This window comes from Sphingomonas sp. SP6 (assembly GCF_058313435.1).
In genome coordinates this window covers 63,884-75,854 of sequence record NZ_JBZFLG010000004.1, presented here as the reverse complement: position 1 = coordinate 75,854, position 11,971 = coordinate 63,884, and the positions used below count along the sequence as shown (strand labels likewise).

The 11,971-nt window shown below is 69.4% G+C and carries 13 protein-coding genes; 3 read left to right on the top strand and 10 right to left on the bottom strand.

The window, feature by feature from the left end; translation table 11 throughout:
• Positions 1-40 precede the first annotated feature (40 nt).
• Positions 41-895 (top strand): MBL fold metallo-hydrolase, encoded by an 855-nt coding sequence (locus AC4GYY_RS13750; RefSeq protein WP_491121352.1) that lies wholly within the window; start codon positions 41-43, stop codon positions 893-895.
• 34 nt (positions 896-929) lie between these two features.
• Positions 930-1,454 carry a ferritin-like domain-containing protein gene (locus AC4GYY_RS13745; RefSeq protein ID WP_491121350.1) on the top strand — a complete coding sequence of 175 codons (525 nt, stop codon included), beginning with the start codon at positions 930-932 and terminating at the stop codon, positions 1,452-1,454.
• A gap of 169 nt (positions 1,455-1,623) precedes the next feature.
• Here AC4GYY_RS13745 and AC4GYY_RS13740 read toward each other — a convergent pair whose 3' ends face one another.
• The 8 genes from AC4GYY_RS13740 to AC4GYY_RS13705 form a co-directional block, all read right to left on the bottom strand.
• The gene (locus tag AC4GYY_RS13740; protein WP_491121349.1) at positions 1,624-2,310 is read right to left on the bottom strand and encodes a response regulator transcription factor; all 687 of its coding nucleotides are present in this window, start codon (positions 2,308-2,310) and stop codon (positions 1,624-1,626) included.
• Positions 2,310-4,985, bottom strand: a complete 2,676-nt coding sequence (locus AC4GYY_RS13735; protein WP_491121347.1) for a DUF4118 domain-containing protein — start codon at positions 4,983-4,985, stop codon at positions 2,310-2,312. The genes AC4GYY_RS13740 and AC4GYY_RS13735 overlap by 1 nt, the downstream gene beginning before the upstream one ends.
• Positions 4,985-5,557: a potassium-transporting ATPase subunit KdpC gene (gene kdpC / locus AC4GYY_RS13730; protein WP_491121345.1), complete on the bottom strand. Its 573-nt coding sequence runs from the start codon at positions 5,555-5,557 to the stop codon at positions 4,985-4,987. The genes AC4GYY_RS13735 and kdpC overlap by 1 nt, the downstream gene beginning before the upstream one ends.
• 13 nt (positions 5,558-5,570) lie before the next feature.
• Complete coding sequence (kdpB, locus tag AC4GYY_RS13725) at positions 5,571-7,607, bottom strand: potassium-transporting ATPase subunit KdpB (RefSeq protein ID WP_491121343.1); 2,037 nt, start codon at positions 7,605-7,607, stop codon at positions 5,571-5,573.
• A 13-nt stretch (positions 7,608-7,620) separates the two neighbouring features.
• Positions 7,621-9,324, bottom strand: coding sequence for a potassium-transporting ATPase subunit KdpA (gene kdpA, locus AC4GYY_RS13720; RefSeq protein WP_491121341.1), 1,704 nt, complete (start codon positions 9,322-9,324; stop codon positions 7,621-7,623).
• A gap of 13 nt (positions 9,325-9,337) precedes the next feature.
• Positions 9,338-9,427: a K(+)-transporting ATPase subunit F gene (gene kdpF / locus AC4GYY_RS13715; protein ID WP_491121339.1), complete on the bottom strand. Its 90-nt coding sequence runs from the start codon at positions 9,425-9,427 to the stop codon at positions 9,338-9,340.
• A gap of 109 nt (positions 9,428-9,536) precedes the next feature.
• Positions 9,537-10,361 carry a transporter gene (locus AC4GYY_RS13710; RefSeq protein ID WP_491121338.1) on the bottom strand — a complete coding sequence of 275 codons (825 nt, stop codon included), beginning with the start codon at positions 10,359-10,361 and terminating at the stop codon, positions 9,537-9,539.
• 158 nt (positions 10,362-10,519) lie between these two features.
• Positions 10,520-10,867, bottom strand: coding sequence for a hypothetical protein (locus tag AC4GYY_RS13705; RefSeq protein WP_491121336.1), 348 nt, complete (start codon positions 10,865-10,867; stop codon positions 10,520-10,522).
• Between AC4GYY_RS13705 and AC4GYY_RS13700 the strand changes: the two genes are divergently transcribed.
• Entirely contained in the window at positions 10,845-11,186 is a 342-nt protein-coding gene (locus tag AC4GYY_RS13700) for a c-type cytochrome (RefSeq protein ID WP_491121334.1), read from the top strand. The genes AC4GYY_RS13705 and AC4GYY_RS13700 overlap by 23 nt on opposite strands.
• Before the next feature lie 20 nt (positions 11,187-11,206).
• On the opposite strand, the gene AC4GYY_RS13695 is transcribed toward AC4GYY_RS13700, so the two are convergent.
• Both AC4GYY_RS13695 and AC4GYY_RS13690 read right to left on the bottom strand, forming a co-directional pair.
• Complete coding sequence (locus AC4GYY_RS13695) at positions 11,207-11,467, bottom strand: hypothetical protein (RefSeq protein ID WP_491121332.1); 261 nt, start codon at positions 11,465-11,467, stop codon at positions 11,207-11,209.
• A gap of 20 nt (positions 11,468-11,487) precedes the next feature.
• Positions 11,488-11,970, bottom strand: coding sequence for a TspO/MBR family protein (locus AC4GYY_RS13690; protein WP_491121330.1), 483 nt, complete (start codon positions 11,968-11,970; stop codon positions 11,488-11,490).
• Position 11,971 lies beyond the last annotated feature (1 nt).

Sequence of the window (11,971 nt, the reverse complement as noted above, 5' to 3'; positions counted from 1 at the left end):
GATGGGAGCCGGCCGGTCCGCTTGCGCGAGAGACCATCCCATGCGGATCCATCATCTGAATTGCGGCACCGATTGCCCGCTCGGCGGCGCGTTGTTCGACGGGCGCAGCCTCGGCCCGCTCGGCCATATCGTCTGCCATTGCCTTTTGATCGAGACCGACGCGCACGGACTGGTGCTGGTCGACACGGGCTATGGCCTGCGCGACGTCGCTCACCCCCATCGCCACCCGGAGCCGCGCATCACCCTGCCGTGGCGGATGATGCTCAACATCCGGCTGCGCGAGCGCGAGACCGCGATCCGCCAGGTCGAGGCGCTCGGCTTCCAGGCCGGCGACGTCCGGCACATCATCGCCACCCATCTCGACTTCGATCATGCCGGCGGCCTGGAGGATTTCCCGAACGCGGCCGTCCACGTCATGCAGCGCGAATATGACGACGCCGTCGCGCCCCACCAAGGCTTCGTCGCCCGCAATCGCTGGCGCCCGCGGCAACTCGTCGAGGTGCGGGCCTGGCGCGGCTACGGTGCGCGCGGCGAGCCGTGGTTCGGGTTCGACGCCGTTCGGGATCTCGACGGGCTGCCCCCCGAAATCTTGATGGTTCCGCTGCCGGGCCACACCTGGGGACATGCCGGTGTCGCCATTCGCCGCGGGGATGGTCGCTGGCTGCTCCACGCCGGTGACGCCTATTTCTACCGCGGCGAGATGCGCGGTGCGCGGCGCCGATGCACGCCGGGCCTTCGCGCCTACCAACGCCTCATGGAGGTCGACGCGACCAGTCGTCTGGCGAACCAGCAGCGGCTCCGCGCGTTATCCGTCGAGCGGCGCGAGGACGTGACGATCACCTGCACCCACGATCCCGTGGAACTCGAACGGTGCCAGGCGGGGTCCCCGCTCTGAGCCGCGCACCGAATTCATCAAGGAGACTCCAATCATGGCCAGTTCACCCGATACGATCACCTCGCTCTTCATCGTCGGACTCCGCAACGCGCATGCGGTCGAGAAGCAGGCGCTGGCGATCATGACGCCGCAGGTCTCGCGGATCGAACATTATCCCGAGGTGGCTAATCGGCTGCGCGAACATATCGAGGAGACCAACGGCCAGATCACCCGGCTCGACGAGATCCTCGCCGGCTTCGATACGAGCGCGTCGGCGCTCAAGGACACCGCGCTCAGCTTCACCGGCACGATGGCCGCGCTGGCGCATACGCCGGCGGGTGACGAGATCCTCAAGAACAGCTTCGCCAATTACGCCTTCGAGCATTTCGAGATCGCGAGCTACAAGTCGCTGCTGACGCTGGCGGACGACGGCGGCTTCGCCCAGGCGACGACGCTGCTGCGGCAGTCGCTCGACGAGGAGGTTCGGATGGCCGAGTGGATCGACCAGTCGCTCCCGCTCGTCACCCGACGCTACGCCGAGCTGTACGCGGCCCAGGGGGCGCACGAAGCGAAGGTCTGACGGACGCTCTTCCGCCCGACAGCTGGGTTTCAGGAGGCGCCGTCGCGCCGGCGATCGTTCGTCGGCCGGCGCCGCCGCCGCCTGCCGATCGGTGTCGGCAGCGCGGCGTCCACCCCGGCGCGGCGCATCGACAGCGGTCACGGCTGCGCGGCGGGAGGGCGCCACGCCGCTACGGATCGGTGCGCAGACGATAGCCGACCCCGAGTTCGTTGGCGATCAGACTGCCCACCGGTTCGGGCGCTTCCAGCTTCTGGCGCAGGTTGCGGATCACGATGCGGAGATATTCGACGCGCGGGTCCTCGTCGCCGCCCCACGCCGCGTCGATGATGCGGTCGTGGGTGACGACCCGGCCGGCGTGACGCGCGAGCACCGCTAGGACGTCATACTCCTTGCGGGTCAGGTGCTGCTCCTCACCCGCGCGCGCGACGATCCGGCGATCGAGGTCGATGGCCAAATCCTTGGTCCGGATGAGCTTGGGTGGAGCCTCGGCGCCGCCGCGGTGACGCAGGGCCACACGGAGCCTCGCGAGCAGCTCGTCGGTGTCGAACGGCTTCGTCACATAATCGTCCGCGCCGAGATCGAGCGCGCTGACCTTCTCCTCGGTCGCGTCTCGCGCCGAGACGACGAGAAGCACGCGCCGCTCGCCGGAGCGCAGCAGCGGAATCAGACCCAGTCCCTCCCGGTCCGGCAGGCCGAGGTCGAGCAGCACCGCATCGGGATGCTCGGCGGTCGCGGCGGTCAGGGCTTCGCGGCCATCGCGCGCTTCCACGACGGCATGGCCCGCCCGCTCCAGCGTGTTGCGCAGCAGGCGGCGGATCGCCGCATCGTCGTCGACGACCAGAATCTTGGCGGGCATCAGGTCAGCCGCTCCTCGGCCACGTCGTGCACGATGAGGGTCTCGGGGAAGACCAGCGTGAACGCGGCGCCCCGACCATCGGGTCGGTTGGCCGCCTCGACGCTCATGCCCATCGCCTCCGCGAACGCCTTGACGATCGCGAGGCCGAGCCCCGTGCCGCCGACGACGCGGTCCGATCCCTCAAAGCGGCGAAAGGTCTCGAACACCTCCGTCTCCCGGCCGGCGGGCAGGCCCGGCCCATGATCGAGCACGGTCAGGCGGAGCTGGCCGTAGCGATGACGCCCCTCGATCACGATCTCGGTTCCCGGATCGCCGTATCGCCCCGCGTTGTCGAGCAGATTGAGCAGGCAGTGGTGGAGCAGCTGAGGATCGGCGCGAACCAACGGCAGATCGGGCGGCACGTCGAGCCGCACCTTATGCCCTTCCAGCGCCCGACGGGCGTCGTGCGCGGCCCCCGTCACGGCATCGCTCAAATCGGTCGCCTCGACGGCGAGCTTCAGCGCGCCCGCTTCGACCCGCGCCATGTCGAGCAGGTTGGCGACGAAGCGGTTGAGCCGAGCCGCCTCCGCTTTCACGGTCGCGATCAGTTCGGGCGTGGCGCCGTGTTCAAGCTGGTCGGCCGCCGCGATCACCGCGGTCAGCGGGGTGCGCAGGTCGTGACCGACGGACGAGAGCAGCGCCTGGCGGAGCCGGTCGCGGGTCCGCACCGTGTCGACGTCGCGGACTTCGGACTCCAGCCGCAAGCGCTCGAGCGCCAGCGCCGACTGATCGATCAGGCCGGTCAGCAGCGGCAGCTCATCGGCGCGGATCGGGTCCGCACCGCTGTCCTTGGCGAGTCCCAGCACCGCGAGCGTTCGCTCGCCGGCGCGCACCGGCTGGAACAGCCATTCGGAGGCGGCGAGCGTCGCCGAGCCCTTGCCCGCGGCCACGCCGGTGTCCTGCGCCCAGTTCGCCGCGGCGAGGTCCATCGTGCCGAGCCGATAATCGGGGTTCGTCGCCGCCTGTACGGTCAGCCCCGCGCCCTCGACGGCGGTGAGCAGGACCGCCTGGACGCCGAACAGTCGCCCGATGTCGTCGCAGATGATCTGCCCCGCCGCCAACGCCGTGTTGCAGCCGGTCAGCCGGCGCAGGAAGCCCGCGAGCGTCGCGTTGGTGCGTGCGCTCGCCGACGCCAGATCGGCCTGCTCGCGGACGCGCGAGGTCAGCTGGCTCGTCGCGACCGCGATGCCGAGCAGGACGAAGATCGACACGACGTTCTCGGGATTGCTGACGGTGAGCGTGCCGGTGGGCGGCAGGAAGAAGAAGTTGTACGCAAGGCTGGAGGCGATGCCTGCAAACACGCCGGTCCGCAGGCCGTAGAGGCTCGCCGCCGCCATCACCGGCAACAGGTAGAGCAGCGCGACGTTGCCGAGATCGAGGATGTGGAACAGCGCGCTGGCGAGCGCCGTCACCGCGGCCACCCCGGCGAGCGTCGCCGCATAGCCGGCCGGGCGCCCCCAGCCGCGGGTGGGCCGCCGCCCGCGCGCCTCCGGCCGCGCCTCCCCATCCAGCGGCAACACGTGGACGGTGACGCCGGGGGTCCCGCGAACCAGGCGATCGACGACCGAGCCGTGCCGGAACTCGAACCAGCGCGAGCGCCGCGACTTGCCGACCACCAGCTGCGTCGCGCGGGCGTCGGTCAGGAAGGTCTGGATGCCGTCGAACACCGACGTCGCGGGCACGGTCGCGACCGCGCCGCCCAATTGCGTCGCGAGCGTCATCGTCGCCGCGACGCGGCCATGCTGCGTCTCGTCGAAATGAAGGGCGCGCGGCGTCTCGACGAACAGCGCGGTCCACGGCGCCCTGAGCGCATCCGCCGCGCGCTTCGCCGCCCGCACCAGCTCGTCCGCGCCCGGAAGTTCCGACACCGCGACGACGATGCGGTCGCTTCCCGCCCAGGTGCCGCCCACCCCCAGGCTGCGGACGTGCTCCAGCATCTGCGCGTCGACCGCCTGGGCGGCGCGGCGCAGCGCCAGCTCGCGCAGCGCGGACAGGTTCGATTTGGAGAAGAAGTGGTTGAGCGCGCGCGTCGCTTCCTGCGGCAGATAGACCTTGCCCGCCTTCAGCCGCTCGATCAGTTCGTCGGGCGGGATGTCGACGACCTCGATCTCCGCCATCTCCAGGATACGGTCGGGCACCGTCTCGCGGACCCTGACGCGCGTGAAGCTCGCGACCACGTCGTTGAGGCTCTCGACGTGCTGGATGTTGACGGTCGAATAGACGTCGATGCCGGCGGCGAGCAGCTCCTCGACGTCCTGATACCGTTTAGGGTGGCGGGTGCCGGGGGCGTTGGTGTGCGCCAGTTCGTCGACGAGCGCGAGGCGCGGCGCTCGGGCGAGGACCGCGTCGAGGTCCATTTCGCGGAGCGTTCGCCCTTCGTAGGCGATCTCGCGGCGGGGCAGCACCTCATGGCCGCGCAGCAGCGCCTCGGTCTCGACGCGGCCGTGCGTCTCGACCACGGCCACGACGACGTCGACCCCGTCCCGGCGCCGCGACGCGCCCTCCGACAGCATCTCGAAGGTCTTGCCGACGCCCGGCGCGGCGCCCAGGAAGATCTTGAGACGGCCGCGACCCTCCTGCGCCGCCTGGCGCAGGAGGGCGTCGGGATCGGGCCTGCCGGTCCCCGACGTGGCCATCAGCGCGCGAGTGCGTCGAGGGATCGATTGAGCGCGAGCACGTTGACGTGCGGGTCGCCGAACGGCGATGTCTCGACCCGCTGCTCCACCAACGCCCGCACTCGCTCGATCGGCAACCCGCGCACCCGCGCGACACGGGCCGCCTGGGCGGACGCAGCCTCGGGCGACAGGTCGGGGTCGAGACCCGAGCCGCTCGCCGTCACGAGGTCGGCGGGCAGCGGTCCGACCGCCCCCTCGGCGCGGCGCCTCGCCAGATCGGACCTCACCCGATCGACCAGCGCCCGGCTGGCCGGACCCAGGTTCGAGCCGGAGGACGCGAGCCCGTCATAGCCCTTGCCGGCGGCGGACGGACGGGTCTGGAAGTAGCGGTCGCTGGCGAACGCCTGCCCGACCACCGTCGAGCCGATCACGCGACCGGCGCCGTCGCGCACCAGGCTGCCGTTCGCCTGCGCCGGGAAGATCAGCTGGCCGATGCCGGTCATCAGCAGCGGATAGGCCAAGCCGAGAAGGATCGCGAACAGGATCGTCATGACGATCGCCGGACGCAGCGCGGAACCGATATCCTTGCCCATGTCGATGCACTCCTTACGCGAGCCCGAGCCCGCCGACCACGAGGTCGATGATCTTGATGCCGACGAACGGCGCGACGAGCCCACCAAGGCCGTAGATCGCCAGGTTGCGCGCGAGCAGCGGGCCGGCGCCCATGGGCGTGTAGGTGACGCCCTTCAGCGCCAGCGGGACCAGCAGCGGGATGATCAGCGCATTGAAGATGATCGCGCTGAGGATCGCCGACTGCGGCGTCGCCAGCCCCATCACGTTGAGCACGCCCAGCCCCGGGTAGAGCGCGACGAACATCGCGGGGATGATCGCGAAATATTTCGCGACGTCGTTCGCGACCGAGAAGGTGGTCAGCGCGCCGCGCGTCATCAGCAGCTGCTTGCCGAGCCCGACGACCTCGATCAGCTTGGTCGGATCGCTGTCGAGGTCGACCATGTTGCCCGCCTCGCGCGCGGCTTGCGTGCCGGTGTTCATCGCCACGCCGACGTCCGCCTGAGCCAGCGCGGGAGCGTCGTTGGTGCCGTCGCCGCACATCGCCACCAGTTTCCCGCCCTGCTGCTCGTGGCGGATGAGCGCAAGCTTGTCCTCCGGAGTCGCCTGGGCGAGGAAGTCGTCGACCCCCGCCTCGGCGGCGATCGCGGCGGCGGTGAGCGGGTTGTCGCCGGTGATCATCACCGTGCGGATGCCCATCTGCCGCAGTTCGCCGAACCGCTCGCGGATGCCGGCCTTGACCACGTCCTTGAGGAAGATCGCGCCGAGCAGCCGGCCGTCCTTCGCGACCGCCAAGGGGGTGCCGCCCGCGCGTGCGATCTCGTCGGTGATGCGGCGCAGCTCGGTCGCCGTTGCGGTCTCGCCGGTGCCGGGGTTGGCCTTCAGGATCGAGTCGACCGCGCCCTTCTGGATCAGCGCATCGCCGGTCCTGACGCCGGAGATGCGGGTCTGCGCGGTGAACGGGATCACCTCCGCCCCCGATGGGAGCGCCGCCGTCCTCACCTGGAACCTGTCGCGCGCCAACACCACGATCGAGCGCCCTTCGGGCGTCTCGTCGGCGAGGCTGGCGAGCAACGCCGCCTCCGCCAGCTCCGCCGCGCTGGCGCCGCCGACCGGCCGGAACTCGCTCGCCTGCCGATCCCCGATCGTGATCGTTCCCGTCTTGTCGAGCAGCAGCACGTCGACATCGCCGGCCGCCTCGACCGCGCGGCCGGACTTGGCGAGGACGTTGAAGCGCACCAGCCGGTCCATGCCCGCTATGCCGATCGCCGAGAGGAGCGCGGCGATGGTGGTCGGGATCAGCGTGATGAGCAGCGCCGCCAGGATCGCAACGGGGATGCCGCCGCCCGCATAGCTGGCGAAGCCCGGGATCGTGCCGACCGCGATCAGGAAGATGATCGTCAGCCCGACCAGCAGGATCGTCAGCGCGACTTCGTTCGGGGTCTTCTGCCGCTCGGCGCCCTCGACCAACGCGATCATACGGTCGAGGAAGCCCTGTCCGGGCTCCACCGAGACGCGGACCTTGATCCGGTCGGAGATGACGCGCGTGCCCGCGGTCACCGCCGAACGGTCGCCCCCCGCTTCCCGGATCACGGGCGCGCTCTCGCCGGTGATCGCGGCCTCGTTGACGGAGGCGACGCCCCAGATCACCTCGCCGTCGCTCGGGATCAGATCGCCGGTCTCGACCAGCACGACCTCGCCCACCGAGAGGCGGGTGGCGGGCACCAGTTCCCAGGTGTCGCCGACGCCGCTCAGCAGCTTGGCCTTCAGCTCGGCCTTGGCATTGCGCAGGCTTGCCGCCTGCGCCTTGCCGCGCCCTTCCGCCAGCGCCTCGGCGAAGGTGCCGAACAGCACCGTCAGCCACAGCCAGATGGCCAGCTGCGCCTTGAACGCGGCGCCGAGATGGTCGTGGCCGACGGCGAGCAGCACGGTCATCAGCGCCGCGACCGTCGCGGTGACGAACATGACCGGGTTGCGGACGAGCTGGCGCGGATCGAGCTTCGTGAACGAACCCGCGATCGCCGGCAGGATCAGGTCGGCGGTGAACAGGCTCTTCGTCTGGGATGTCTGCATGGTGGTCCTCCGCTCAGGACAGCTGGCCGCGGATCATGGCGAGATGATCGGCGATGGGTCCGAGCGCGAGGCTCGGCAGGAAGGTGAGGCCGCCCAGGATCAGGATGATGCCGACGAGGAGGCCGACCCACAGCCCACCGGTGGTGGGAAAGGAACCGGCGCTCTCGGGCGTATGCGTCTTCGCCGCGAGCGACCCGGCGATCGCCAGCATCGGCACGATGACGAAGAAGCGGCCGACCCACATCGCGATGCCCAGCAGCCCGTCATAATACGGCGTGTTGGCGGTCACGCCGGCGAACGCCGACCCGTTGTTCCCGACCGCGCTGGTGAAGGCGTAGAGAATCTCGGAAAAGCCGTGCGGCCCCTTGTTGAGCGGCCCGGCGAGCCCCTGCGCCAGCACCGACGACAGCGCCGTCAGCCCCAGGATCATCAGCGGCAGCACCGCGATCGCCAGCACCGCCAGCTTGACCTCGCGGCTCTCGATCTTCTTGCCGACATATTCGGGCGTGCGCCCGACCATCAGCCCGGCGACGAACACCGCCAGGATCGCGAACAGCAGGAAGCCGTAGATCCCCGCGCCGACGCCGCCGACGACGACTTCGCCGAGCTGGATGTTGAACAGCGGGATCATCCCGCCGAGCGCGGTGAAGCTGTCGTGCATCGCATTCACCGCGCCGCACGAGGCGGCGGTCGTGACCACGGAGAACAAGGCCGACATGGCAACACCGAAGCGCACCTCCTTGCCCTCCATGTTGCCCCCGGCCACACCGAGCTGGTGGAGGACCGGATTGCCGGCCGCTTCCTGCCAATAGGTGACGGTCACGCCGGCGACGAACAGGATCACCATCGCGGAGAGGATCGCCCAGCCTTGGCGCGGATTGCCGACCGCCTTGCCGAAGGTCCAGGTCAGCCCGAAGCCGATCAGGAAGATCGACAGCATCTGGACGAAGTTGGTCAGCGCGGTGGGGTTCTCGAACGGATGCGCCGAATTCGCGTTGAAGAAGCCGCCGCCGTTGGTGCCGAGCATCTTGATCGCTTCCTGGCTCGCGACCGGACCGGTGACGAGCACCTGCCGCGCGCCCTCGAGCGTATCGATGTCGATCGTCCCCGCCAGCGTCTGCGGCACACCGCTTGCGATCAGGACGATCGTATAGGCGACGCAGATCGGCAGCAGCAGGTAGAGGGTGATCCGGGTCAGGTCGGCCCAGAAGTTCCCCACCCCGGTCGTCTGCCGCCGCGCGAAGCCGCGGAACAGCGCGAAGGCGAGCGCGATCCCCGTCGCCGCCGAGGCGAAGTTGTGGATCGTCAGCGCGAGCATCTGGCTGAGGTTCGACATCGTCGATTCCCCGCCGTAGCTCTGCCAATTCGTGTTGGTGGTGAAGCTGACGGCGGTGTTGAACGACAGATGCTCGCTCGGCGCGGGCAGGCCCTGCGGGTTCAGCGGCAGCAGCGCCTGCATCCGCAGCACCGCATAGGTGAGCAGCATCAGCGCGGCGTTGAACAGCAGCATGTGGACCGCGTAGCGGCGCCAGCCCTGCTCCTGGGTCGGATCGATCCCCGACGCGGCGTAGAAGCCGCGCTCGACCGGGCCGAAGACCAGGTGGAGCGGCGTCCGGCGTCCTTCGTAGAGCGCGTGGAGCCAGAGCCCCATCGGCTTGGCGAGCGCGAGCAGGATGGCGACGAACGCGCCGATCAGGAGCCAGCCTTGGAGTGTCATGGAACCGCCCCCTTCAGAAGCGTTCGGGGCGGATCAGCACCGCCACGAGGTAGATGAGGAGCCCGACCGCGGTGCCCGCGGCGAGCCAGAGATCGAGCGTCATCGCCATCCCCTCACGCATTGTCGCACAGGCGGACGTAGGCGAGCGTCGCCGCCGCCAATCCGACCATGACGAGGATCCAAAGAACGTCCTGCATGGGTCAGCCCTTTCGTCAGAAGCGCGTCGACAGGCCGGCATAGACCTGCGCGTCGGGGGTGTTGCGGTTGAGCCCGAAGTTGCCGCCGAGATCGACCTGCCACACCGGGGTGAGCAGGTAGGCGAGGCCGAGGTCGGCCGAATATTGCCGCACGGTGCCCGCCGGATCGAAGTTCTGCGCGGTCCAGAGCTCGGCGTAGAGCGTCGCCTTGCCCACGGACCTGGCAAGGTTGGCGACGCCGACCAGCTGCGCATGATGGCCGCCGGAGAGGTCGCCGTCGGCGAGCACGTCGATCTCCGGACCGACGTTCAGCGTGAATCCCTGCGGCAGCGAGAAGACGATCGGCGCCGCCAACCCGCCCTCCCACTCGCCGTTGCCGATGCCGAGCTTCGCGACGGGCGCCTTGACGTAAGGGATCAGCGCGACCTGCACCTTGGCGTCGGAGGCGGTCAGTCCCTGCTTCAGCCGGACGTACAGGTCGCCGACGCCGTCGACCGTGTCATGCGCCCCGCCGATCCGCGTCCGCGCAGTGACATAAGGCGCGACGTTGACTTCGAGGTCGGTGCGCGCGCCCAGGCCGTATTTGAGGGTCGGGTTGGTGTAGAGGACGATGTCCGTCTGGACGCCGGCCCCGGTCGTCCGCGTCCAGTTGACGATGTCGCTCTCGAGCTGGAGCGCGCCTTCGGGCACGGTACACGCCGCGTTCGCCTTGGTCGGGCGATCGGTGCAGATGGGAGTGGCCGCCGCTGGCTCGGGCGGCGGGCCCTCGGGTGCCGATTGCGCCTGTGCGACTGCGGTCGCGGCGAGCAGCGTCGCCGCTGCGATGATGACGAACCTCATTGTGTCCCCCACGGGTGACCGCCCACGACGATCGGGGCAGCGTTCAGGGACAGGCGATTAGGCGTGCGCCGCGTAGCAAATCGAGAGCGATTCCGCAGTTTCGCATAGCATTGGCGTAGTGCTCGCCTGGGCCGAGAAACTTTTGTCGCGCTGCTGCGTCACTCCCCTTGATGATCACGGCTGTAAAGAGCAGTGGACATCGGCAGGCCGCCGTCGGAGAATGCGCGGGCCTGAACGGGAGTCAGGAGCGAGAGGAACGCGATGATGCAATCTGGATCGAAGGCTCGCCTTGGATGGATGGCGATGGGGGTGGCGGCTTCGGCGCTGGCTCTGACCGCTTGCTCCAAGAAGACCGAAAGCACGGATTCGACGACCACCACGACGGCCACCGACACCACCGCGACGAACACCGGCACGGCCACCACCACGCCCGCGACCACCCCGGCGGCGGCGCCTGCCGCGGGCGCGCCCGCCGCCGATAACGTGGACACGATCAGCGGCCTCAAATACGCCAGCTACACGGGCGACGCGGCGAAGGGGAAGACGGATTTCCTCACCTGCCAGACCTGCCACGCGATCGACGCGGGCGTGAACAAGATCGGTCCGTCGCTGCACGGCGTGGTCGGTCGCAAGGCGGGGATCATCCCCGGCTTCACCTATTCCGCCGCGAACAAGAACAGCGGCATCACCTGGACCGAAGAGAAGCTGTTCCAGTATCTCGAAAAGCCGCAGCGGGTGGTTCCGGGCACGAAGATGACCTTCGCCGGCTGGACCGATCCGCAGAAGCGCGCGGACGTGATCGCCTACCTCAAGACCAATTCCTGACTTTGGCGCGGCCCGGCGGATCAGCCGCCGGGTCGCGACCCGCCCCGGGCCAGATCGGCCAGGTGGATCGGGAACGACGCCAGCAGCGCCAGCGCGATCCACCACCAGTCGAACGCGGTGAGCGCGCCGCGCAGCGCGACGAGCATCAGGGCACCGGGTCCCAGCCGCAGCGCCGCCTCGAGCGGACGCCAGCCGCGGCGGCCCACCAGCCAGACCGACTCCAGCACGATCACCATGAGGACGAGGTCGGCCGCGCGCCCGCTCGCGAAGAATGCCGTCATCGCCGCCTGCGCCGCCCCGGTCAGGAGAACGGGCCGTTCAGGCGCACGATCGTCATCGTCAGATACCCTGCGAACGTCACCCAGAGCAGATACGGCACGAGCAACGTCGCAGCGGTCATCGATCGCCGCCAGCTGAAGACGATCAGCGCCAGGACCGACACCCACAGCGCCAGCACCTCGATCAACGCCCAATCGGGGCGGTGAACGCGGAAGAACAGCACGCTCCATGCGATGTTGAGGAAGCCGTTCAACGCGAACAGACCGACCAGCCATTCGCGCCCGGACCGGCTGTCGATCGAAAGCCAGGCGGTGACGCCCGCGAGCGCGGTCAGCGCGTAGATGATGGTCCAGGCGATCGCGTACGTCGCCTCGGGCGGCGCCCAACGGGGTTGGGTCAACGCATGATACCAGGGACCGATGTCGGTGATCGTCGCGCCCATGATCGCGACCGCCAGCGCGAACAGCCCGGCGACGATCACGGGGAGCAGCCAGGCGCGTCCCATC

Bases quoted from the DNA above. Each gene is read 5' to 3' on its own strand.
- AC4GYY_RS13750 (WP_491121352.1), top strand. From the start codon at position 41: ATGCGGATCCATCATCTGAATTGCGGCACCGATTGCCCGCTCGGCGGC.
- AC4GYY_RS13745 (WP_491121350.1), top strand. From the start codon at position 930: ATGGCCAGTTCACCCGATACGATCACCTCGCTCTTCATCGTCGGACTC.
- AC4GYY_RS13740 (WP_491121349.1), bottom strand. From the start codon at position 2,310: ATGCCCGCCAAGATTCTGGTCGTCGACGACGATGCGGCGATCCGCCGC.
- AC4GYY_RS13735 (WP_491121347.1), bottom strand. From the start codon at position 4,985: ATGGCCACGTCGGGGACCGGCAGGCCCGATCCCGACGCCCTCCTGCGC.
- kdpC (WP_491121345.1), bottom strand. From the start codon at position 5,557: ATGGGCAAGGATATCGGTTCCGCGCTGCGTCCGGCGATCGTCATGACG.
- kdpB (WP_491121343.1), bottom strand. From the start codon at position 7,607: ATGCAGACATCCCAGACGAAGAGCCTGTTCACCGCCGACCTGATCCTG.
- kdpA (WP_491121341.1), bottom strand. From the start codon at position 9,324: ATGACACTCCAAGGCTGGCTCCTGATCGGCGCGTTCGTCGCCATCCTG.
- kdpF (WP_491121339.1), bottom strand. From the start codon at position 9,427: ATGACGCTCGATCTCTGGCTCGCCGCGGGCACCGCGGTCGGGCTCCTC.
- AC4GYY_RS13710 (WP_491121338.1), bottom strand. From the start codon at position 10,361: ATGAGGTTCGTCATCATCGCAGCGGCGACGCTGCTCGCCGCGACCGCA.
- AC4GYY_RS13695 (WP_491121332.1), bottom strand. From the start codon at position 11,467: ATGACGGCATTCTTCGCGAGCGGGCGCGCGGCCGACCTCGTCCTCATG.
- AC4GYY_RS13690 (WP_491121330.1), bottom strand. From the start codon at position 11,970: ATGGGACGCGCCTGGCTGCTCCCCGTGATCGTCGCCGGGCTGTTCGCG.